Raw genomic sequence first — 19,904 nt, 5'->3', positions numbered from 1 at the left:
AGTTTCCACTTCTCTTAAGGCTCGGACAATTTGTTCCTCTGTAAATCGACTGGCTTTCATTTCGAGATTCTCCTTGACGACATGGTAATACGGGAAAATCTCTAGTTTCAACTGGCCCTAAATTTCGGGCGCCTGTCAACCCACTGCTGCTCAAAGGCGCCTGAAAGCTTGAAATCATCAGGAAATGAGCATATTCGCTTCAATTCCCCAATGCTTAAGAATCGATCCGCTACCGGGTGCAGCAAGCCGCATTGTCCGGCCCGGAGGGTTTTGCAGACGGTGGGGCTCGGCTTGTGCCAACGGAGCCGCTCTAATGAAAAGTCATTTCCTTTTTGCTGGTAACGCTCATGCAAATCGGCCCCGGATTCTCCTGGTTTCAATGCTTTGGCAATGGCTAGCGCTCTCCCCACAGGAAACTGAATCAAGCCCGGATCGCTTAAGCCTTTTACAGCCTAACTGAAGCCGATTGGATGCGTCAGAGGATGCGGATGCAATGGCGTTATTCCCAAATCACTGCGTATGCCCAGAATGATCACCCGCTTGCACGTCTGAGGCACTCCGTAATGCGCGGCGTTCAGTATGCGGGCTTGTACTTTATAGTCAGCACCTGTCAATACCTGAATCATCTCCTAAAAGATAGTTCGCATTTTGCCCGTCACCAGTCCCGGCACATTCTCCATGACAAAAGCCTTTGGCTGAAAGGCGTTTAGAAACTGGACATACTCTTCAAACAGCCGGTTCCTGGGATCCTTCACCTGCCGCTTGCCCGCTAGCGAGAATCCCTGGCACGGTGGTGAACCGTCCAGAATATCCAGTTCCCCAGCGTTTAATTGCAATTCCGTCATGATTTCCTGAGGATTTAAGGTTGTAATATCCCCATCCAGCAGCAAAGTGGCGGGATGGTTGGCTTTATAAGTTGCTACCGTATGCGGATCCCGCTCTACGGCTGCCAGCACTTCACACCCAGCGAGCTTGTAACCCAGATTCGATCCACCACAACCGGCAAACAGACTCACCACTTTAAGTGCAGGTTTCAGAATAGGGCTAGACATGAACCGTTCCTCCACAATGCGGGCAGGTTACCGTCTTACTCTCGCTGAGCGATTCGGTCAGCTCAGGCAACTTGAGCAAGTCCTCCAGCTCAATTGCCTCAAAGCCGGTTAAAGCCAGTAGCGATTCATCCAGCTGACACAGGGCTTCAAATTCACTCCGTAGGGCATCCAGATCAAAGCCTGTGTTGCTTGCGATCTTGTTATGGGCAATCCGATAAGCCTTTTTTTGCGCTTCACTCATATGCGTCAACCGGATCACCGGAAGGGCCTCCAACCTCAATAACTGTGTGGCTAGATAACGGCCCAATTTCACCGGCTTCATCCACGGCAATGGGGTCATTAAATCCAAACGCCTGAATACTATCGGCGATCTGCTGAATGTGCCTGACTGGATGTGACTTGGTTTGTCGTTGGGGTAAAAGCACCTGATTCAGTGGCAAATAATTGACCATTAATTGCATGGTTCCATCCTCCAAATGAATAATGACCCCTTCATCCTACAAAGCTGCATCTGGATAGAATATCCGTCAAAATCACCCTATATTTCACCGACAACATAATGTAGATTCTAGGTTATGATTATCCACTATGAGTTTCTCAGACCCGACCTACTCACCTTTGTGGAAGATAAACTGGCTTCCTTTGGCAATATCCAGGAGCACCAGAGTGCCTTAGGGGATTTTCTACTGATTGATAAAACCCTGGGCTGTACGCCCTTTAAGCACCTGTTACGGGAGCTGAATCTCTCAGAGCCTGAATTCTCCGAACGCTTTCTAAACCCCTGGAAAGAGCTCTTCTCCTCTCAGCTCACAAAAGTGCTGAAATACGTAAACTGGGCGCATCGTTTTCGTTTTGGGCAAGAATTGATTCTTAAGCCCGTCTCTGAACTCAACGCCCTTCACTGGACCATAATTCAGGTTTATAAATTAAATCTCAACGGGCTAACACTGTTTCCCCACACCCCGGACTGGATCGAAAGCCACAGGGAGGAACCCACCACCGACGTCCTGACCCATTTGTATCAGGCTGAACCTTTCTGCCTTCCCCATCTGCAATGCTATTGGTGTGGGCGGCTGGATCAAGATCCCTGCGGCAAGGCCTTTGGCCATCGGGGGCTCAGTCTTTGTCATCAACCTCACTGTCTGACCCATTCGGTCAACTTGCCCGATCACCAGTCAGACTGCTGTTATCGTCAATGGAACACCTTGAAAGACTCGCTTAAACAGACACTTAAAATCAAAAACAGTCGGAAGATAAAATGACTCAAACCTTTCTCGCTTTCTGTGAAAAACGCTTCCAGAAAAATCTGAATCTGTCCTGCCAACCCCGCCCGCAAAAAGAGAAACCATCTCAGTGGAAACACCATTGGACTGATTTGGAAAATCGAGTTAACGTATCTAGAAAAGGAAGTGGCTGATTTTCATACTGTCTGGAACAGGCTATACCGATAGATTTTTTCAAGTCCCTTGAAACCACTTTGGATTATTTTTAAGAACCTGCTTATAAACAGGGCAACTGGCGTCATGGGCACCGGGTAGATATCCAATACTTTGTAAGAATTCATTGACAATTTCGCCACCAGTAAAGCGAAAGGTCTTTTTAAAAAGCTTAACCCATTCTTCCTTCGTTTTTGGATGATGATGGGTCAGCCAGTTTTCAAACGAACAATGCTCACTTTGTAATTGAAGAATCGTTTGGGCGTTTTCAATGGCCGCATTGATCTTCAGTCGGTTCCGAATAATGCCCGCATCACTCAAAAGTCTATCTCTGTCTGTATCGGTGTAAAGAGCCACTGTCGCAATATCAAAATGACTGTAAGCCAGTCGAAAATGATTCTCTTTTTTGAGAATTGTTTCCCAACTCAGGCCTGCTTGATTGATTTCAAGAATAAGCCTGCCAAACAGCTCATTGTCATCATGGATGGGGAAACCGTAGTGCTGATCATGATACTGCTGGTGTAAAGATTGACGAGTACCTGTCATGGATTCAATCGCTGAGCAATATGACATACAAACATCCTGAACCAGAGAATGAATACTTTATAGGTGTATTTTATCTAATCATTAGTAGTTTCTATTGGAATAATCTGGTGTGACAGGCATCCGAAATTTAGGGCGCTTGTCAAGGGTGACTGGGCCGAGATTCTGAATCCAGAATTTTCATAATCGAATTCCTCAACCGGCGGAAGCTATGGGGTTGGGTTTTGGGAAAAAGACAGCAGGAGAAATATGAAACCGTTGGCTCAGCGCCTGAATTTGCCGGGCATTCAATTGGCGGCGTCCTCTCAATATCTCGGACACCACGCCTTGACTCCCGATTTCGGGTAATTCTGATTGTGTCAGCCCATGTTGTTCTATCAAGAACTTCAAGACCTCGGCAGGGCTTGATTCAGGAACCGCATAATGTTCATCCTCATACGATTCAACAATGAGCCCCAGAATATGAATGAGTCCATTTACCGGATGTCTGGGCTCATCCGGGCTTTGATTTATCAGAGCGTGCAAAAGCGCTTTGGTGCGCTCATACTGCTCTTCGGTATCAATGGGCTGCAGATACTCTCCCGCAAATTGCATGACCGGTAAATCCGACAGCGCTTCAATCGAAAACATGCCATCTGGCTTTCCAGGCGTCGGTACTATATTCGGCATGGGTGAGCACCTCCAAAATATAAAGGGTTTGCGTATTATAGTGAATGGATGCAATCAATCGATAGTCGTTTCCTTTAATATTGAACACAGTGGCCTTGCCCACCTGATCCGCATGTGGGTAAGTTTTTCGCAATTCCACCAGATTAGTGGCTTTGACCTGCTTCATGATGGTGTACCAGTCTTGTAAAGGCGCTCTGGCCTGAGGGTACTGGACTCCGGCCTGAATCAGCCGCTTGCGATCGATTAATCTCATGATGAAATTTTAACTCATATTGAGATTGGGTGCAACCCCGTCTTGGGAAAAACTTGGCATAGCTCGTGAAACAGTCTGCTCTTCCGTTTCAGGTAAGGTCGTAAACCGCCCCAGCGATTCTGTTTTTTATAGTCCCGATTTATTCACATATTTTCAGGTTAGAAACTGCGATCTATCAGGCTGCCCGCAAAATAAATCGGCAAAAACCGTTTGAAATGAGCTGGAGGTCTTAAAATCCCCTGAAATTATAAGAAATTTTGAAACGGCTCTAAATACCCCAGCTGGCCGACAGGAAAATACACAGCGATTCGTTCGTGCGACTTTAAATAGAGACTCCAGTGAGATCCAAAGAACAGTAAAAAATATGTATGTTAATGGACATTCTTCTCAAGAAAAGACCCCTCTTGCATTAGCTGTCAAATGTGATAATGTTGAGGCGGTTAAATCTTTGATAGACGCTGGAGCAGACGTTAATTTGCCAGAATATAGTTATTGGACAGATGACATTCCAATATATGCTGTAAGATCTGCAGAAGTACTCAAGCTTCTAGTGAAGGCAGGAGTAGATATTGAAAGAAAAAAGGATGGAAACACTCCGATAAAGCATTACACTCAATGTGATCGCATAGACCTAGTTGAAGGTTTAATAGCTGCTGGGGCCAATCTTAATGCACGAGATGATAATGGATGGACGGCAGCCAAGTGGGCTAAATACTTTAATTATAAAAAAATTTACAACGCTTTAATTAGAGCTGGTGCTGAAAAACCACAGTCTGATGGCTGTATTGTTATGTAAGTTCGTACATTTTTCTATAATTACATTATTATAAGATTTTATTTGTCGAGGTATTATTGAATACCTCGACAAATTTTTATTTTAGACAGCTAGTGGACAGTTTGGTTAACTTTTTTTTGGTTTTGAGGATATCGTGGGCGGATTTTTTCCATTGAAAAGGCTTGGGGTTCTGGTTGTGAACCTGGACAAAGCGGATGATTTCCGCTTTTAGCTCGTCCACACACGTAAAGACCCCTCGGTACAAGGCTCTGCGCTCCAGTTTGGCAAACCAGCCATCTACGGCATTCAGCCAGGAGACACGGGTGGGCGTGAAACGCAGGTGGATACGCGGGTGTTTGTCCAGCCATTGCAGCACATCTTGCGTCTTGTGCGTGCTACTGTTATTCACAATTGCAAATGCAAAGCTAGGTGCTTGGGCATCTCCCGGTTAATTTTCTTGTAAAAACCCACATTACCAAAGCCTTGTACGGCTACTGTTTTTCCTGCCAGTGCTTCCCCTTGCTGCTTGTAGAATTCCCGTATTATAAAAAACGCGCCTCGTCCAGTCGCTTCCTTTCGACCCAGAGAGCCTCCTAGCTCCAGAGGCTTTCCGGTCACAACCGCTGGAGAATGGCCATTCTTCTTACCGTATTCATCCATCAGCCAACCCATCATCTGTTCATTTGTGTTCATGTCGGGGGCCGGAATATCTCTATGAGCGCCAATAAATAGCGCGATTTTAGAGGTAAATCCACGCAAAAGACTCTCTTTTTCTCGCAAGCTAAGTTTAAAAGGGTCACAAACCACCCCGCCTTTAGCGCCACCAAAAGGCAAATGTAAAAGCGCACATTTCCAGGTCATTGCGGAAGCCAGATCTCTGACCTCTGGCAGATCAACATCGGTGTGAAATCAAATACCCCCTTTATAAGGACCCAATGACCCGTTATGCTGTACCCGGTAGCCATAAAAAACATCCATCTGACCATTGTCTCTACGAATAGGGATTTGCACCCGAATTTCCCGGTACGCGTTTACCAATACATCCTGGACATTGGCGTTCAGTTCAAGTTGCTCAATAGCACGTTCCACGTATTGATTCAGGTAAGACTTGCTTAATTCTGAGGCTGGTATATAAGAAGTCATAGTCTTGTCTTTCTATAAAATTGATTAAACGTTTTCGCAATGCGAAAAAGAGCGAAAAAACGAATCACTCAAATTCAAAATTTTTGTCTCAAGACAATTTAAAAAAATCATCTGATGAGACAACTGGACTCTATAAAAGGCGGTTTAACTCTAATTAAAAAGATAAAAAGACTGCCAATATTTTAAAAAAGAGAAAAAACGTTACTCCACAAAATGATATCACATTCATTTGTCCTTAGTCATAAAAATGACCGTAGCGGGAGTATCAGCATCAAAGCAAGCCTACAATCTTGAGCCGGAAAGACTTTCGGGCACCATTGAAACCTGACGAAAGCATTACAACCGGAAACGCCCTCAAAATACTCAATGAATTGATTAAACTCATAGCGGCAATGTAATATGTAGTGTATAAAGCGATTTGAATCGGGAAGACACTTATTTTTAAGCGTTTTTTGATTAAGCCCGTTGGATAAAAAATCTATTGATAAAAAGTCCATTGTTCAAGTAGTATATTAGTGATAAATACCTGTCAATCCCCATGTCAGGCTACCTGACTCTACGATAGAGCGTATTATGGCCTCACATTCGCACCACAAGAGTAACATCACCCCATTTCGTCGGCTGATCGCTTTTTTAAAGCCGGATCGCAAAGACCTGCTCATTTTGGTTCTATATACCTTGTTGGCGGGCTTGCTGACTTTGGCCACACCGCTAGCCGCCCAGGCTTTGGTTAACACAATTGCCGCAGGCGTATTCCTGCAGCCCTTGGTGGTGTTAACCGCCCTGCTTTTTATCGGCATGTTGTTTGCCGGTTTTCTGAGGGTTTCACAGTTTTTTATTGTAGAAGTGCTCCAGCGACGGGCTTTTGCGCGTGTATCACTGGATATGGCCAAGCGGGTCCCCTTTATACAACATCATGCGCTTGCCACAGACTACCCGCCAGAGCTGCTAAACCGCTTTTTTGACATTATCAAAGTGCAGAAATCAATGGCCAAATTGCTGTTAGAGGGACCTGCCGCTATTTTGCAGATTCTGGTAGGACTTGTTTTAATGGCCATTTACAGTCCACTTTTATTGGGCTTTGACATGTTTGTGCTGTTGTTTCTCGGGTTTACGGCTTTTATTTTGGGCCGCAACGGGGTCAATACCAGCCTGAATGAATCCGTGGAAAAATACAGGATTGCGGGCTGGCTGGAAGAACTGGCTCGCTGCCACATGAGCTTCAAAATGGACGGGGTTCCCAGCTATATTTTCAATAAAACGGATGATCAGGTGATTGATTTCATCCATGCCAGACGCTCCCACTTTCGTATTCTTTTCAATCAGGCAATTGCCAATCATTTTTTCCAGGCAGTGGCGAGTGCAGGCATTCTGGGGCTGGGTGGCTGGCTGGTCATTCACCGACAATTAACGCTCGGTCAACTGGTGGCATCAGAGCTGGTCATTCTGATTATGTTATCGGCCATCGACAAGCTGATTACCATGTTTCAGGATTGGTACGGCCTGTTAACAGGCGTAGAGAAGATTGCCCAGGTCACAGATCTGCCCCTGGAGCGTAGCGGTGGAAAAATGCTACCCCAACAAGCTAAAGAGGGCGCAGCCGTATTTTGCCAGGATGTCTCTTTTTCCTATCAGGCCGGACGACCGATTCTTCGCAACCTGAATCTTTCCATTCAGCCCGGAGAACTGGTCAGTTTGGTGGGTGCCAGCGGTATTGGCAAATCCACGCTGGCCAATTTGATTTGCGGCTTGCTGGAACCCAAAACAGGCCTGGTTGAAATCAATGGGGTGGATGTTCGGGATGCGGACTTGCAGAGTCTTCGCACCGCCGTGTCCTTGGTTGGCGATAATCACGAGATTTTTGACGGGACTGTTGAGGAAAATATTGTGGTCGGCCGTCCGATTCCGCAACAGGATATTCGGTGGGCCTTGAGTGTTACCCAATTGATGGACGAGATTGCGGATTTACCAGAAGGCATGAAAACACGCCTGATCAGCGCTGGCCGCAATCTATCCAAAGGACAAATGCAGCGATTATTGATTGCTCGGGCCATTGTCAGTCGACCCCGTTTGCTGATTCTGGATGAAGCGTTTAACGGGATTGATGAGCGAACCAAAGTCACCATTCTGGAAAAGCTACTACAGCAAAACATGCCTTGGACTGTGATTGAAATTTCTCATGATGCGGAAGTGGTCATGCGCTCCAACCGTGTACTGGTTCTGGCCAATGGGGCTATTGTGGAGTCTGCCCCACCATATGAATTGGCAAGACAGGAAGGCAGCTTTTTTAGCACACTGTTTCCAGAGTTGACAATCAGAGCGGCCAGGAGATAACCAACCCATGAGTGTCGATTATCAAAACTCCAAATCCAAAGATTTTTTGGCATCTCCCCGATTTTTAAGCTGGCTGGCAACCTGGACCGTTATTTTGTTTGTGTCCGCTATTTTGGCGTTGATTTTTGTGCCCTGGCAGCAAACCATCATTGGCACCGGCACCGTGACGGTATTTTCTCCCATGCAACGGCCTCAATCCATTGAGGCTCAAATTTCAGGCCGACTCAAGTCCTGGTATGTAATGGAAGGCCAGAGAGTGAAGGCGGGTCAGCGCGTTGCCGAGCTGGTGGATACGGATCCCAAATTTTTGGATATAGAGCAGATCAAGCGACTGGAAGAGCAAAGAATCGCCCTGATCGAACGCCAGAAAGCCATCCAAAGTAGAATCGTAGCCCTTCAGCACCAAATGAGTGGGTTAACCCGCTCACAAAGTGCCGCAATTCCGGGTGCGGGCGAACGGATTACCCAGAGCAATGACCGTATTATGGCTGCTGAGCAAGCAGTGGAAGCAGCCCGTCAAAATTTGGCCACCACAGATTTTAACTATGGCCGGGTTAAATCGCTTTTTGAGAAAGGGCTTCGCTCAAAGCGGGATTTTGAGTTGGCGGAACTGGACAAAGTGCGGGCCGAAACCAGCATGCAGCAAGTGGACGCACAACTGAAAGTTACCCAGCGGGATTTTTCTGTAGCCCGCTTTGATCGCGAAAAAATAACGGGGGATACCTCGGCCGCAATCGCAAATGTGGCAGCCACTATTGCCTCTGCTCAGGAAACCGTGGCCACCACGGCAAGTGATATCGCCAAATTGGCAGTGGAAATTCAGAATCTTCGGATGCGTATGGATCAAAGACAGATTACGGCGCCTGTGGATGGGCGAATTGTAAGACTGATGCGGGTTGGAACCAGTGAAACGGTTTCTGCCGGAGCGATTATGGCGGTGGTGGTTCCTGACACTCAGGATCAGGCGGTGGAGCTGTACGTGTCAGACTGGGATGTTCCTCTTCTTTCTGAAGGGCGTTTGGTACGCCTGCAATTTTCAGGTTGGCCTGCCATTCAATTTTCGGGTTGGCCCATGATTGCCAGCGGAACTTTTGGGGGCAGGGTTGCCGTGGTGGATGCCGTGGATGATGGCAAGGGCCGTTACCGCATTTTGGTAAAACCGGATACTGAAAGTATCAAGGCGGGCCAAGACGAACCGTGGCCCACTGGAAACTACCTGCGTCCCGGCACAGAGGCCACCGGCTGGGTGCTGTTGGATACCGTACCTTTGGGCTATGAGCTGTGGCGTCAATTTAACGCATTCCCGCCAACACTCAAAGAAAAGCCCGGTGAAGGTGATGAGACTGATGAAGGTGGCAAGCAAAAGCCGATTAAACGGAAAGTTAAAAAATGAAGTTCTTTTCCCGTTCTGCTTTTGGACTGAGTGTTATTGCGCTGTTTGCGTTGGCGACCAGTACGTTTGCGAATGAGGCTGAGCTTAGCCCAGAGACGGTGTTGCCAGAAGTACAGCTCAAAGAAGAGGATCAGCCTGCTGGGCAAACATTGGTGGGCGTTCTCACCTTTCAGCAATTTTTAACCCAGGTACGGGCCAATCATCCCAAGCTGTATAGTGCTGATTTGGACAGACGAATTGCGGGGGCCAAGTTACTGGAAAAGCAAGGTGCCTTTGATCCTGGCATTTCCCTAGAAACCGACTATTTACGTTATAACGATTTTTCCAATCGTGGCAAGGTCAGCAAAGCACTGGATAATGACTTGTCGCTTGGCTGGCTGACCCGTTCCGGGGCACGAATTGCCACAGGTGGCCGCTATAATACCGGCGATGTGAAACCACCCCTCTATCCCACCGGTTCTACGGGCGAGTATTTTTTATCGGCTCGCATGCCATTATTACGCGGTTTTCGTATCAACGAGAAAGTGGCCATGGAAATGCAGGCGGAGATTGGCATTCCGTTGGCTGACGCCATGTTTAACCAATCCCGTTTAAGCACTTTGCTGCAGGCCTCCTACGGGTATTGGAACTGGGTCTATGCGCATCGCAAGGTTGGGGTTTCAGACAATCTGCTCGCGCTTGCAACCGTTCGATATCAGGCCATTCAGGAACGGGTCAAGGCAGGGGACTTGCCGCCCATTGACGAGGTAGAGGCCGGTCAGGAAGTGCAGAGGCGGGCAGGGCTATTAGTGCGCAGTCAGCGTGAATACGAGCGCCAGTTATTTAATCTCTCCCGGTACCTGTGGGAGCCTGGCGGCCAGCCCGCAGCGTTACCCGAAAAAAGAGCCATTCCTGAAATGTTACCCACCCCGGATGCGCTTGAAGAAGCAGACTGGATGGAAGCTCGCAAGCTGGCTTTGGAAACGCGTCCCGAGTTAAAGGCGTTGAACTTACAGAAAGAAATGGTGGAAGTCGATCTGCGTCAGGCAAAAAATTTAAAGCTACCTGTACTGGATTTATTTGCCACCCCTGGCTATGACACCGGCAATGAAAGCATTGGTCCTACCATTAAGGCAGGTGTTGTCTTAACGGTACCTCTGCGCCAGCGAACCGCCAACGGGATGATTGCCGCCGCCGAGTTCAGGACTCAAAAACTGGATCTGGAGCAACGCTTGGTATTGCAGCAAATATTGTTAGAGGTAGATGACTCTGTTTCTGCCATTAATGCTGCATATAAACAATATTTAGCAGCCAACAAAGAATATGAATTTGCCAAAGAACTTGAAAAGGGAGAACGTCAGCGGTTTGAATTTGGCGATAGTACCTTGTTTTTGGTCAATCAGCGCGAGCGTTCCAGTGCAGAAGCCGCCATGCGGTTGCTGGATTTGGAAGTGGAGTACCATCAAACCATTGCCAATTTTAAAGCGGTTTCAGGGCAACTCTGATCTATCTAAAATGAAACCGTCATTCAAATTTTGAGAATTTTAAGCGTGGATCAAGCGAGTGCCAAATAAACGGGCTGATTGTATTGTCAAACAATAATTTTGCCGCTCCTAAGCCTTAAAATACCTGAAAATGCGATTCAAAAGTTACCGTATTGGCTCTAATCCTCGCAGCTCGGATCGAAACCCGGAGTGTTCAACGCCTGAGTTTGTTTGAGCAGATCGAGCCAGCCGAACCGTAAACCTGGATCCTTGACCCGGTGTACTTGCGACCTGAATGCTTCCATCATGTCGTTCCACAATGCGCTTGCAAATAGCCAAACCAACGCCAGTACATGAATAGGGACTTGCCTTGCCGTGTAAACGTCTAAAAATCTGGAAAACCAGCTCTGCTTGTTCCGGTTTAAAACCAATGCCGTTATCTTCCACAACAATGTCATAATAGGCTGGATCCAAGCATTCTGAATAAATTTTGATCACTGGCTTTTGGCCGTGCGGCTGATACTTTAACCCGTTATCAATCAGGTTTTGAAACAACTGCTCCAGTTGTTGAGAATCCCCCATCAAACTGATCAGTGGTTGCACCTCAATTTGGGCTTGTTTTTCCTGAATTTGATCATCCAGCGTGGCCAGACTCTTCTTAACCACCCGAGAGAGATCCACCATTTGAAACGGCCGGTCGGCTTTAATGACTTTAGACAGGGACAACAAATCGGAAACCAGCATTTGTGCAGCGTCCACTGAGCGGTCCACCCGCTCCATTAAATCCAGGGTTTCGGGATTCACCTTGTTTTTGATGGATTGATAAATTTGCTCACTAAATAGTTTAATTTTGCGGAGTGGGGCTTGCAAATCATGAGAGGCAATGGTGGCAAAATATTCCAGATCCCGGTTGCTTTGCTCAAGCGCTTTTCGGGCGGCCTGTTCCTTGGCAAGTAATTCAGATTGATAAATGGCAATCCCGATTTGTTCCGCCACCAGATGCATGGCCAGCGTTTCTATTTCGGACCAGGATTTTTTTTGAAGTACCTGGTGAATGAAAAGCACTGCCAAACAGTCTTCCTGATAACGAATAGACGTGCCAATGCCGGATTGAATCCTGACAATGCCTAAAAGCGCCTGAGCTTCAGAAGAGGTTCCAGAGCATTCACGGTCAAATTCCACCGGCATATTACTCTCTGCACACAAAGTTTGGGCATAGCGGCTCAACTCTTGCCAGAGCTTGGGATTTGTACCAATGATGGGTTGAATTTCCTCAGATGATCGATATTCCCGGCTGGGAGCCGAGAGAATGCCTTGCTTGGGATCATAACGGGAGATAAAACAGCGATCCGCGCCCAAATGCGCGCCCATTTCATTGACAATCAATTGGAAAACGTCCTCTAACGCTTTCCCACTATGGACGGCCTGAAAAATTTGACGAATCAGCCGTTCATTTCGGGCTAGCAACTCCTGCTGTTGGGCATAGTCCCTGGTTTGTTCCAAGGCTTCTTCCGCCAGACGCTGGGCAGCTTCCGCTTCTTTTCTTGCTTCTTCGGCAAGAAGTCTGGCAACCTCTGCCGCAGAGCGCTCAGACTCGGTATAGCTCTGGGCAGCTTCTGCTTGATCCCGGATTAATTCAGCAAGGGTTCTGGCCTCCTCGGCCTTCCCTCGTGCCTCTTCAGCCCCTCGCCTTGCCAATTCAGCATTGCGTCTGGCTTCTTCTGATTCTTTTCGGGATTTTTCGCTTGTTAATATTGCGCCTTTGGCATGAATTAAAGCCCCTTCCGCTGCAGCCAAAGAAGTTTTCTCTTCTTGCACGTTCTGACTGCTTTTTCTGGCTTTGCGAGCAGAGATTCTGGCTTCTTCAGCCTCTTCAACAGCCATTCTTGAAACTTGCTCAGCCTGCTCAGAATGCTTCTGGGCCGATGCCGCTTGTTTCATCGCCTGATTGGCATTGTCTTTGGCAATTTGGTTATCATCATGAAGCATGTTTCGGCAACCACGAGTTAAAAATGGAAAAACTACCTCAAAGGCTACTTTATCATATTGCGTCGCATTCGCCAAAGCAGAATATCAGCCTGGAACTCATCCGGTAACTTCTGTAATAGCCGGTAACCTCAGTAATAGAATGATGCTCATTCAATTTGCGGGGATAGAGTTTTCAATGGCTTGCCGCAGGTTAAACGAGCAGGAGTGAGAATTGTACATTGCGCAACCCTAACCAGCCGATTGAAACAATGAGCTTCAAGGCTTGCAAAGCTTTCTAAACCGGCTATACCTCAATATTAGCTGAGAACGTGCTTTTGGAAGCGTTTGAGGCAGGCGAGCCTGCTAATAGGCGACACATCCCAGCAATCGCCGCCAAGAGGTGGTATAATCCCAATTACTTTGATTTCCTATCGTGCAGCTCAAAATGAAGTCCCGCCAACAGTATCACCCACCGCGCTTGCCAAGCGACAAAACAGTCCCCCAAAGCGCAAGCCTCTCAGGAGATCGGCTATACTGTTGACCAATGGATTTCAAAGTCTGGCCTCATGCCTGTTGCATACCCACTTTACATCTAACCGGTGAGATTGATGAACATTAAAAACGATCGGGAAAACTACCTCAGGCTGCTGGGCTATCTAAAGCCTTACCGTACCCGCTTCATAGGCTCTGTCCTGGCCTCCATTCCCGCCTCTTCCCTCAATGGCGTGCTGGCGTTTGCAGTTGGCCCCTTTCTGGACAAACTGGTTAATGAGCAAAACTATCTGTTTCTTTTGGGTGTCCCTGTGCTGGTTTTCACCGCCATGCTGGCTCAGGGTTTCTTTGATTATATTAGCAATTATTTTTCCAGCCACATCAGTTACGCCATTACCCGAGATCTCCAGCTGGAATTATTTAACCAATTAACCCGAATGGATTTGCGCTTTTTCAAAATGCGTACCACCGGACAAGTCTTTACCCGGTTTTACTCAGACTGTAATCGCCTGCAGCAAGCCATTACCAGTAACCTGCAAGGGTTTTCCATCGAAATTTTCAGCTTTATTTTTCTGGCAGGTGTTTTATTTTACCGTAACTGGCAATTCGCCTTTATTTCCATCTTTATTATTTCTCTCATTGCCTTGCCTTTATATTTTATTTCCAAAAAAATCAGGCAACTCGATCACCATCAGCAAGAACTCTCGGCCCACATGGTTAATATTTTTAGCGAATGTATCAATGGGGTCAAGGAAGTCAAAAGTTTTTATCTGGAATCCTTCTTAAGAAAGCGCTTTCGTAAAAATCAGTCAGAGTTTTTCTCTAACCTGATTTCATCCACCAAAGCCGGTATTATGTTAAGGCCGTTAATGCAGCTGATTTCCGCCATTGGGTTTTGCGTTATTTTTGGATTGGGCATTTTACAGGTGCAGTCGGGTAAAATGACCTTGGGCGATGTCACCTCGTTCCTGTTGGCACTGATTCTGCTCTACAAGCCCGTTAAAGCAATCAGTTCCGTATTAAGCAAGGTTCAACGCATTATGGCTCCGGCAGAGCGTGTTTTTGAGCTGTTGGATATTAAGCCTGAAATGGTGGACGCAACCGATGCGCAGGAAATTAAACCGTTTGAATCCCTCCGGTTTGAGAATGTCCACTTTGCCTATAAAGAAAATGAACCGGTTCTTAAAAATATCAACTTCACTTTAAAAAAAGGGGAAGTTCTGGCTCTGGTTGGCTCCAGCGGCGGCGGAAAAACCACGCTGGTTGATTTAATTTCACGCTTCTATGATCCGGATCAAGGGCGGGTGTTATTAAATGAGATTGACTTGCCCCAATTGAAAACGAGCGCCCTTCGGGATTTAATCGCACTTGTGTCTCAGGAAACCATTTTGTTTGACGCAACAATTCATGAAAACATTCGCCTGGGGAATCTGGAGGCTACCGATGCGGATATTGAGCAAGCCGCCCGAGACGCTTGTTTACTAGACTGGGTTCAGTCGCTGCCAGAAGGATTTAACACCAGGGTCGGGGAGCGAGGCGGAATGGTTTCCGGGGGGCAACGTCAACGCATTGCTCTGGCTCGGGCCTTTTTAAAGAATGCCCCGCTGTTGATACTGGATGAAGCAACCAGCGCTCTGGATAACGAGTCAGAGGCTTTAATTCAGGAAGCCACCATGCGACTGATGAAAGGCAAGACCGTGGTGGTCATTGCCCATCGACTCTCAACAGTGCGCTTTGCAAACAGAATTCTTGTGGTTTCTGGCGGGGAAATCGTGGAATCAGGCTCCCACGAGGAATTATTAGCCCAAACAGGCCTCTATCACAAACTCTATCATTTGCAGTTTCGACATGACGATAAATCTCTATTAAACCTTCAGGAGATTCAACAACTCGCTTAATATGGGGGCAGGATTTTTGGCGATGAATAACGGTTATACCACCTCAAACCACCTGGAAGACTCCGGGCTGGCGCAGCTTTGCCAAGAACCCAGTTTGTCTAATCCTGAAATTTTCAAGCCGAATCACTTTTATGGAAACGCTCAATCGCTGAAGCGCTATGCGGGCTTTCCCGATTGGTACGCCTTAAAAGCGGTCATTCAGCATGGTTTGTATTTCTATGGCGGCGATTTTACGGCAGGGAGCGAACTCGATACCCAATTGCCGCTTTTTTTACCCACCACCCCAAAAAGAGCGGAGATTTACCAGCGCTTATCCCATGGCCGCCCGGCCATTCCCATTGGATCTGCTTTCCTGTACGCCAAACAGCTCATAGATCAAACACATCCTGTTAAAGCCACTCCTAAAGGCACACTTGCCTTTCCAAGCCATTCCACCCGCTATGTAAAATCCCGGCTCAATCACGAAGAATTCGCAGAGCGACTCATCAACTTGCCTGAAAAATTTCACCCCATTACCGTGTCAATTTACTGGCGTGATTATTTGGATGGAGAGCATTTACCCTATGTAAAGCGTGGGCTTTCCATTATTACGAACGGCCATATGCTGGATCCCGATTTTAGTAGTCGGGTTTATTTAAACTGCCGCGCTCATCGATATGTATGCGCCACCGATGTGGGGAGCCACCTCTTTTTTGCGGTGGAAAGCGGGTGTCGTTTTTTTCTACTGCCGTTAAGTCAGCCCGTCGAGTTACAGGCCAAAGAAGCACGTCATTTGGTGACCACCCACGCTAAAGACAGATCGATGTACGATGAAGCCTATCGACTGTTCTCTGGCCCGGTTGATGAGGTGACTTTTGAACAAAGCGCCTTTGTGGATTCCCATTTAGGAAAAGACTGTTTTAAAACCCCTCAGGAATTACGCAAATTGCTGCTGTGGGCAGAATGGATGGATAAATTTCATTGCCCCTCCTTTCCCCCTGAGGCCAATCACCATTCAGGCTGGGCTTATCGATTGCCCAGCTGGTGGAAGCGCAAGTTACAAAAACGACTCAAATAATCATTTCCGGTGCATCCGTAAACAGCCAAACACCTGGCGCTGTTCAAAGCGTGGATATCAGGAAAATAGCGCAAAGCACAATTGACAGGTTGAAGTAAAACACCGGCAGCCACTTGCAAGAAGATGGGGTTGGGGGCCGGGATGCAGGACGGCAAAACCGCCACTGCATCCCGACTCGGAATTGACTAGATTTTTTGTCCGTTTTCGTAGCGGTCCAGATTCATCACCTTGGTCCATGCTTCCACAAAATCACGCACAAATTTCTCTTTGGCGTCATCGGAGGCATAAACCTCGCTCACGGCCCGCAGCTCAGCGTTGGAGCCGAAAACCAGATCCACCGGCGTGGCGCTCCAGCGAGGCTTGTTTGTTTTGCGATCATACCCAACATAAACGCCTTCCAACTCAGATGACTTTTTCCACTGGGTGGACATATCCAGCAGGTTGATGAAGAAGTCATTGCTCAAGGTGCCCGGTCGGTTGGTGAGAACGCCATGCTTTGAGGGCTCGGCATTGGCGTTCAAGGCCCGCATACCACCCACCAGCACCGTCATTTCAGGCACTGTCAGGTTCAGCAGACTGGCCCGATCCACCAGCATTTCCGCTGGAGAACGATCGTTGTCGTTTCCAAAGTAATTACGGAATCCGTCTGCCTTGGGCTCTAACACCGCAAACGCCTTCACATCGATTTGCGCCTGGGATGCGTCGGTTCTGCCGGGCTTGAAGGGAACTTTTACGTTTTTATATCCAGCCTCTTTGGCTGCCTTTTCAATAGCGGCAGCCCCGGCCAAAACAATGGTATCCGCCAAGGACACCTGCTTGCCCTTTTTCAGTTTGCCGTTAAAGTTTTTCTGAATCGTTTCCAAACGGGTCAACACCGAAGCCAGTGCCTGGGGGTTGTTCACCGCCCAGTTTTTCTGGGGTTCCAGACGAATACGGGCCCCGTTTGCGCCACCCCGCATATCGGTAGCCCGGTAACTGGCAGCCGAAGCCCAAGCGGTTCTCACCAGTTCAGGAACGGTTAAACCCGATTCAAGAATCTCGGCTTTCAGCTTATTGACATCATCCTCGGTAATCAGCGGATGATTAACCACCGGCACCGGATCTTGCCACAGCAACTGCTCTTTAGGTACCTCGGCACCCAGATAGCGCCCTTGAGGCCCCATATCCCGATGGGTTAACTTAAACCATGCCTTGGCAAAGGCCTGTTTAAATTCTTTAGGGTTTTCCTGAAAGCGCTTGGCAATCGCCCGGTAACTGGGATCAACCTTCAGCGCCAGATCGGTTGTAAACATGATAGGGGCATGTTTTTTGCCTTTAATATGCGGATCCGGGGTCATATTGGCAGCGGCGTTATCTTTGGGAATCCATTGGGTGGCCCCCGCAGGGCTTTTGGTTTGCACCCACTCAAAACCGAAAAGATTATCCAGATACTGGTTGCTCCATGCCACCGGTTTTCCGGTCCATGCGCCTTCCAGTCCGCTGGTAACGCTATCTTCCGCATTTCCTTTGCCACATTTGTTGTTCCAGCCAAAACCCTGCTGCTCAATGCCAGCGGCGGCAGGCTCAGGCCCCAAACATTCCGCCTGTTTATGGGCGCCATGGGCTCGGCCAAAGGTGTGTCCACCGGCAATCAGGGCCACGGTTTCCTCATCGTTCATGGCCATTTGACCAAATGATTCGCGAATATCCTTGGCCGCAGCCAACGGATCCGGGTTGCCGTTTGGCCCCTCGGGGTTCACATAAATCAAGCCCATCTGCACAGCGGCCAAAGGATGCTCTAATTTTCCGTCTTTATTGTAGCGCTCACTGGCCAAGAACTTGGTTTCTGGACCCCAATACACTAAATCTGGCTCCCAGTCATCGGCCCGTCCTCCGGCAAAGCCAAAGGTTTCAAAACCCATATTTTCCAGGGCCACATTGCCGGTTAACACCATCAAATCGGCCCAGGAAATTTGGTGGCCGTACTTTTGCTTAATGGGCCACAGCAACCGTCTGGCCTTATCCAGATTGGCGTTATCGGGCCAGCTGTTAAGCGGCTCAAAACGCTGCTGACCGCCCCCGGCACCGCCACGGCCATCGGCCATACGATAGGTTCCGGCACTATGCCAAGCCATGCGAATGAAAAAAGGCCCGTAGTTCCCGTAATCCGCAGGCCACCAGTCTTGAGACAGGGTTAACAAATCGTTAATGTCTTTCTTGACCGCTTTAAGGTCAAGACTGTTGAACGCTTCAGCGTAGCTATAATTTTCACCCAGTGGGTTGGACAGCGCATCATGCTGGCGTAGTGGCGCCAGATTCAACTGTTGAGGCCACCAGAACTGATTGGTACGAGGCTGCTCTTTGCCATTGGGCAAAGCGGCGCTAAAGGATATTGCTGGCGATAACGACATAACCGAAACGCTCAACAATAGTGAGGTCATTAATAACCTGCGTGTATTCATTGGTAAGATCACCTTTTTATTTTAGAACGGCAAAAATGAGCATATCCATCTATCATACAACCTTGAAACCATCCTGACACGCAGCAAACCCTGAATACCTCCTGCCAAAAACCTTGGAGCAGGAGCCATTACCGACCTGAAGCCTTCTCTCCACAAGAAGGCCCTTGTGCGTATTATTGTTGAAGAGGCAGCTCAATTTGAAAGTTTTGCGTGTTGGTTTGACCCGGTTGAATGATAATTTGGCGCAACACCTGATCAGATTCGCCCCATAAGGGATGATGAATACTGAGTTGATAGCCTCCCGGTGGCAGTGCCAGCCGGTAACGGCCAGAGGCATCCGGTCTGCTGGTCATCCATTGATTTCCGCCATAAGGCTTGGCAGAAAGGGTGGTTTCGTTTAACGCCTGTGGCAATAAAGGACAGGCCACATTAGGGGTAGGGGTAGGGCATACGGAGCGTAGCGTTATAACCCCAGCCAGATGCCCATTGGCTTGCGGGGCCGTATCAATCCGATTGGGCTTGTTGAATAAACAACGTCTGCAAACTGGTTGCACAAAAACCCCAAACCAACTGCCAAAGCCGCCCCAGTTCCAGGCCCCAACGCCTACCCCAAACTGGGCAAACGCTGGTAAGTAGAAACCCTTGAGCAGCAATAAGAGGCAAAGAAACAAAGTGCAAACAATTCGCCCTTTTTGCATGAGTCAGGCTCCTGGATCGTTTGTGCAACTTGATTGGATTGGACGGTTGCTGGAGCCTTAGGTTCTCTTTTTGGAGTCAGGTGTTCAAAACCGCTTAAAAACAAAAAATAAAGGCCAGAGAAAATAAAACAGCTTGAATCTTGTTTGAATCTTTGAGAGTGGCGTTTAATCTTTGTAAAGTGCCTATTTGACATGCTTGAGCGGACTATTATAAGGTTTTTTATTATTCTCGTAATTTACTTTGTTCACGGATTAGTCTGAATTTAAAATCTGCATTGGATTGGTTCAG

General features: G+C 47.8%; 17 protein-coding genes and 2 pseudogenes. 7 read left to right on the top strand and 12 right to left on the bottom strand.

What is annotated here, in order from left to right; all coding sequences use genetic code 11:
• Positions 1-452: 452 nt before the first annotated feature.
• The 3 genes and pseudogenes from ACEW81_RS04920 to ACEW81_RS04910 all read right to left on the bottom strand — a co-directional run bounded on the left by ACEW81_RS04920 (position 453) and on the right by ACEW81_RS04910 (position 1,513).
• Positions 453-1,052 (bottom strand): annotated as a pseudogene (locus ACEW81_RS04920) (DNA cytosine methyltransferase).
• Positions 1,045-1,293: a ParB N-terminal domain-containing protein gene (locus ACEW81_RS04915; RefSeq protein ID WP_373531852.1), complete on the bottom strand. Its 249-nt coding sequence runs from the start codon at positions 1,291-1,293 to the stop codon at positions 1,045-1,047. The pseudogene ACEW81_RS04920 and the gene ACEW81_RS04915 overlap by 8 nt, the downstream one beginning before the upstream one ends.
• Entirely contained in the window at positions 1,286-1,513 is a 228-nt protein-coding gene (locus ACEW81_RS04910) for a ParB N-terminal domain-containing protein (RefSeq protein ID WP_373531851.1), read from the bottom strand. Before ACEW81_RS04910 ends, ACEW81_RS04915 begins: the two co-directional genes overlap by 8 nt.
• A 114-nt stretch (positions 1,514-1,627) precedes the next feature.
• Between ACEW81_RS04910 and ACEW81_RS04905 the strand changes: the two genes are divergently transcribed.
• Complete coding sequence (locus tag ACEW81_RS04905; RefSeq protein ID WP_373531850.1) at positions 1,628-2,314, top strand: hypothetical protein; 687 nt, start codon at positions 1,628-1,630, stop codon at positions 2,312-2,314.
• Between the two features lie 195 nt (positions 2,315-2,509).
• Here the strand turns inward: ACEW81_RS04905 and ACEW81_RS04900 are convergent, their stop codons facing one another.
• The 3 genes from ACEW81_RS04900 to ACEW81_RS04890 form a co-directional block, all read right to left on the bottom strand.
• Positions 2,510-3,061, bottom strand: a complete 552-nt coding sequence (locus ACEW81_RS04900; protein ID WP_373531849.1) for a DNA-3-methyladenine glycosylase I — start codon at positions 3,059-3,061, stop codon at positions 2,510-2,512.
• A gap of 165 nt (positions 3,062-3,226) precedes the next feature.
• Positions 3,227-3,661: a helix-turn-helix domain-containing protein gene (locus ACEW81_RS04895; RefSeq protein WP_373531848.1), complete on the bottom strand. Its 435-nt coding sequence runs from the start codon at positions 3,659-3,661 to the stop codon at positions 3,227-3,229.
• Positions 3,648-3,953, bottom strand: a complete 306-nt coding sequence (locus ACEW81_RS04890; RefSeq protein WP_373531847.1) for a type II toxin-antitoxin system HigB family toxin — start codon at positions 3,951-3,953, stop codon at positions 3,648-3,650. Before ACEW81_RS04890 ends, ACEW81_RS04895 begins: the two co-directional genes overlap by 14 nt.
• Positions 3,954-4,317: 364 nt before the next feature.
• Between ACEW81_RS04890 and ACEW81_RS04885 the strand changes: the two genes are divergently transcribed.
• Positions 4,318-4,749 (top strand): ankyrin repeat domain-containing protein, encoded by a 432-nt coding sequence (locus tag ACEW81_RS04885; protein ID WP_373531846.1) that lies wholly within the window; start codon positions 4,318-4,320, stop codon positions 4,747-4,749.
• A gap of 76 nt (positions 4,750-4,825) precedes the next feature.
• On the opposite strand, the gene ACEW81_RS04880 is transcribed toward ACEW81_RS04885, so the two are convergent.
• The 3 genes and pseudogenes from ACEW81_RS04880 to ACEW81_RS04870 all read right to left on the bottom strand — a co-directional run.
• Positions 4,826-5,137: a transposase gene (locus tag ACEW81_RS04880; protein ID WP_373531845.1), complete on the bottom strand. Its 312-nt coding sequence runs from the start codon at positions 5,135-5,137 to the stop codon at positions 4,826-4,828.
• Positions 5,134-5,388 carry a hypothetical protein gene (locus tag ACEW81_RS04875; RefSeq protein ID WP_373531855.1) on the bottom strand — a complete coding sequence of 85 codons (255 nt, stop codon included), beginning with the start codon at positions 5,386-5,388 and terminating at the stop codon, positions 5,134-5,136. The genes ACEW81_RS04880 and ACEW81_RS04875 overlap by 4 nt, the downstream gene beginning before the upstream one ends.
• Positions 5,386-5,871 (bottom strand): annotated as a pseudogene (locus ACEW81_RS04870) (Glu/Leu/Phe/Val family dehydrogenase); the annotation flags it as partial. The pseudogene ACEW81_RS04870 and the gene ACEW81_RS04875, both read right to left, overlap by 3 nt.
• Positions 5,872-6,444: 573 nt before the next feature.
• On the opposite strand from ACEW81_RS04870, the gene ACEW81_RS04865 reads away from it, so the two are divergent.
• The 3 genes from ACEW81_RS04865 to ACEW81_RS04855 are packed head-to-tail and all read left to right on the top strand — an operon-like array spanning position 6,445 to position 11,082.
• Entirely contained in the window at positions 6,445-8,205 is a 1,761-nt protein-coding gene (locus tag ACEW81_RS04865; protein WP_373531844.1) for a peptidase domain-containing ABC transporter, read from the top strand.
• Positions 8,206-8,212: 7 nt separating this feature from the next.
• Positions 8,213-9,598 (top strand): HlyD family secretion protein, encoded by a 1,386-nt coding sequence (locus ACEW81_RS04860; RefSeq protein ID WP_373531843.1) that lies wholly within the window; start codon positions 8,213-8,215, stop codon positions 9,596-9,598.
• The gene (locus ACEW81_RS04855; RefSeq protein ID WP_373531842.1) at positions 9,595-11,082 is read left to right on the top strand and encodes a TolC family protein; all 1,488 of its coding nucleotides are present in this window, start codon (positions 9,595-9,597) and stop codon (positions 11,080-11,082) included. The genes ACEW81_RS04860 and ACEW81_RS04855 overlap by 4 nt, the downstream gene beginning before the upstream one ends.
• Positions 11,083-11,226: 144 nt before the next feature.
• Here ACEW81_RS04855 and ACEW81_RS04850 read toward each other — a convergent pair whose 3' ends face one another.
• Positions 11,227-13,050, bottom strand: a complete 1,824-nt coding sequence (locus tag ACEW81_RS04850) for a sensor histidine kinase (protein WP_373531841.1) — start codon at positions 13,048-13,050, stop codon at positions 11,227-11,229.
• 587 nt (positions 13,051-13,637) lie between these two features.
• Between ACEW81_RS04850 and ACEW81_RS04845 the strand changes: the two genes are divergently transcribed.
• Both ACEW81_RS04845 and ACEW81_RS04840 read left to right on the top strand, forming a co-directional pair.
• Positions 13,638-15,419 carry an ABC transporter ATP-binding protein gene (locus tag ACEW81_RS04845; RefSeq protein ID WP_373531840.1) on the top strand — a complete coding sequence of 594 codons (1,782 nt, stop codon included), beginning with the start codon at positions 13,638-13,640 and terminating at the stop codon, positions 15,417-15,419.
• Between the two features lie 22 nt (positions 15,420-15,441).
• The gene (locus ACEW81_RS04840; RefSeq protein WP_373531839.1) at positions 15,442-16,476 is read left to right on the top strand and encodes a hypothetical protein; all 1,035 of its coding nucleotides are present in this window, start codon (positions 15,442-15,444) and stop codon (positions 16,474-16,476) included.
• Between the two features lie 185 nt (positions 16,477-16,661).
• On the opposite strand, the gene katG is transcribed toward ACEW81_RS04840, so the two are convergent.
• Together katG and ACEW81_RS04830 are read right to left on the bottom strand one after the other, a co-directional pair.
• Positions 16,662-18,866 carry a catalase/peroxidase HPI gene (gene katG / locus ACEW81_RS04835; protein ID WP_373531854.1) on the bottom strand — a complete coding sequence of 735 codons (2,205 nt, stop codon included), beginning with the start codon at positions 18,864-18,866 and terminating at the stop codon, positions 16,662-16,664.
• A gap of 224 nt (positions 18,867-19,090) precedes the next feature.
• The gene (locus ACEW81_RS04830) at positions 19,091-19,615 is read right to left on the bottom strand and encodes a carboxypeptidase-like regulatory domain-containing protein (protein ID WP_373531838.1); all 525 of its coding nucleotides are present in this window, start codon (positions 19,613-19,615) and stop codon (positions 19,091-19,093) included.
• Positions 19,616-19,904 lie beyond the last annotated feature (289 nt).

This window comes from Vampirovibrio sp., assembly GCF_041737375.1.
GTDB lineage: Bacteria > Cyanobacteriota > Vampirovibrionia > Vampirovibrionales > Vampirovibrionaceae > Vampirovibrio.
The sequence above is the reverse complement of the archived record's forward strand: the minus strand, read 5'-3'. Positions and strand labels throughout refer to the sequence as shown.

Coding starts and splice junctions, on each gene's coding strand:
- ACEW81_RS04910 (WP_373531851.1), bottom strand. CDS start 1,513: ATGCAATTAATGGTCAATTATTTGCCACTGAATCAGGTGCTTTTACCC.
- ACEW81_RS04845 (WP_373531840.1), top strand. CDS start 13,638: ATGAACATTAAAAACGATCGGGAAAACTACCTCAGGCTGCTGGGCTAT.
- ACEW81_RS04885 (WP_373531846.1), top strand. CDS start 4,318: ATGTATGTTAATGGACATTCTTCTCAAGAAAAGACCCCTCTTGCATTA.
- ACEW81_RS04905 (WP_373531850.1), top strand. CDS start 1,628: ATGATTATCCACTATGAGTTTCTCAGACCCGACCTACTCACCTTTGTG.
- ACEW81_RS04900 (WP_373531849.1), bottom strand. CDS start 3,061: ATGTCATATTGCTCAGCGATTGAATCCATGACAGGTACTCGTCAATCT.
- ACEW81_RS04875 (WP_373531855.1), bottom strand. CDS start 5,388: ATGGATGAATACGGTAAGAAGAATGGCCATTCTCCAGCGGTTGTGACC.
- katG (WP_373531854.1), bottom strand. CDS start 18,866: ATGTCGTTATCGCCAGCAATATCCTTTAGCGCCGCTTTGCCCAATGGC.
- ACEW81_RS04860 (WP_373531843.1), top strand. CDS start 8,213: ATGAGTGTCGATTATCAAAACTCCAAATCCAAAGATTTTTTGGCATCT.
- ACEW81_RS04915 (WP_373531852.1), bottom strand. CDS start 1,293: ATGAGTGAAGCGCAAAAAAAGGCTTATCGGATTGCCCATAACAAGATC.
- ACEW81_RS04895 (WP_373531848.1), bottom strand. CDS start 3,661: ATGTTTTCGATTGAAGCGCTGTCGGATTTACCGGTCATGCAATTTGCG.
- ACEW81_RS04890 (WP_373531847.1), bottom strand. CDS start 3,953: ATGAGATTAATCGATCGCAAGCGGCTGATTCAGGCCGGAGTCCAGTAC.
- ACEW81_RS04840 (WP_373531839.1), top strand. CDS start 15,442: ATGAATAACGGTTATACCACCTCAAACCACCTGGAAGACTCCGGGCTG.
- ACEW81_RS04865 (WP_373531844.1), top strand. CDS start 6,445: ATGGCCTCACATTCGCACCACAAGAGTAACATCACCCCATTTCGTCGG.
- ACEW81_RS04850 (WP_373531841.1), bottom strand. CDS start 13,050: ATGCTTCATGATGATAACCAAATTGCCAAAGACAATGCCAATCAGGCG.
- ACEW81_RS04830 (WP_373531838.1), bottom strand. CDS start 19,615: ATGCAAAAAGGGCGAATTGTTTGCACTTTGTTTCTTTGCCTCTTATTG.
- ACEW81_RS04855 (WP_373531842.1), top strand. CDS start 9,595: ATGAAGTTCTTTTCCCGTTCTGCTTTTGGACTGAGTGTTATTGCGCTG.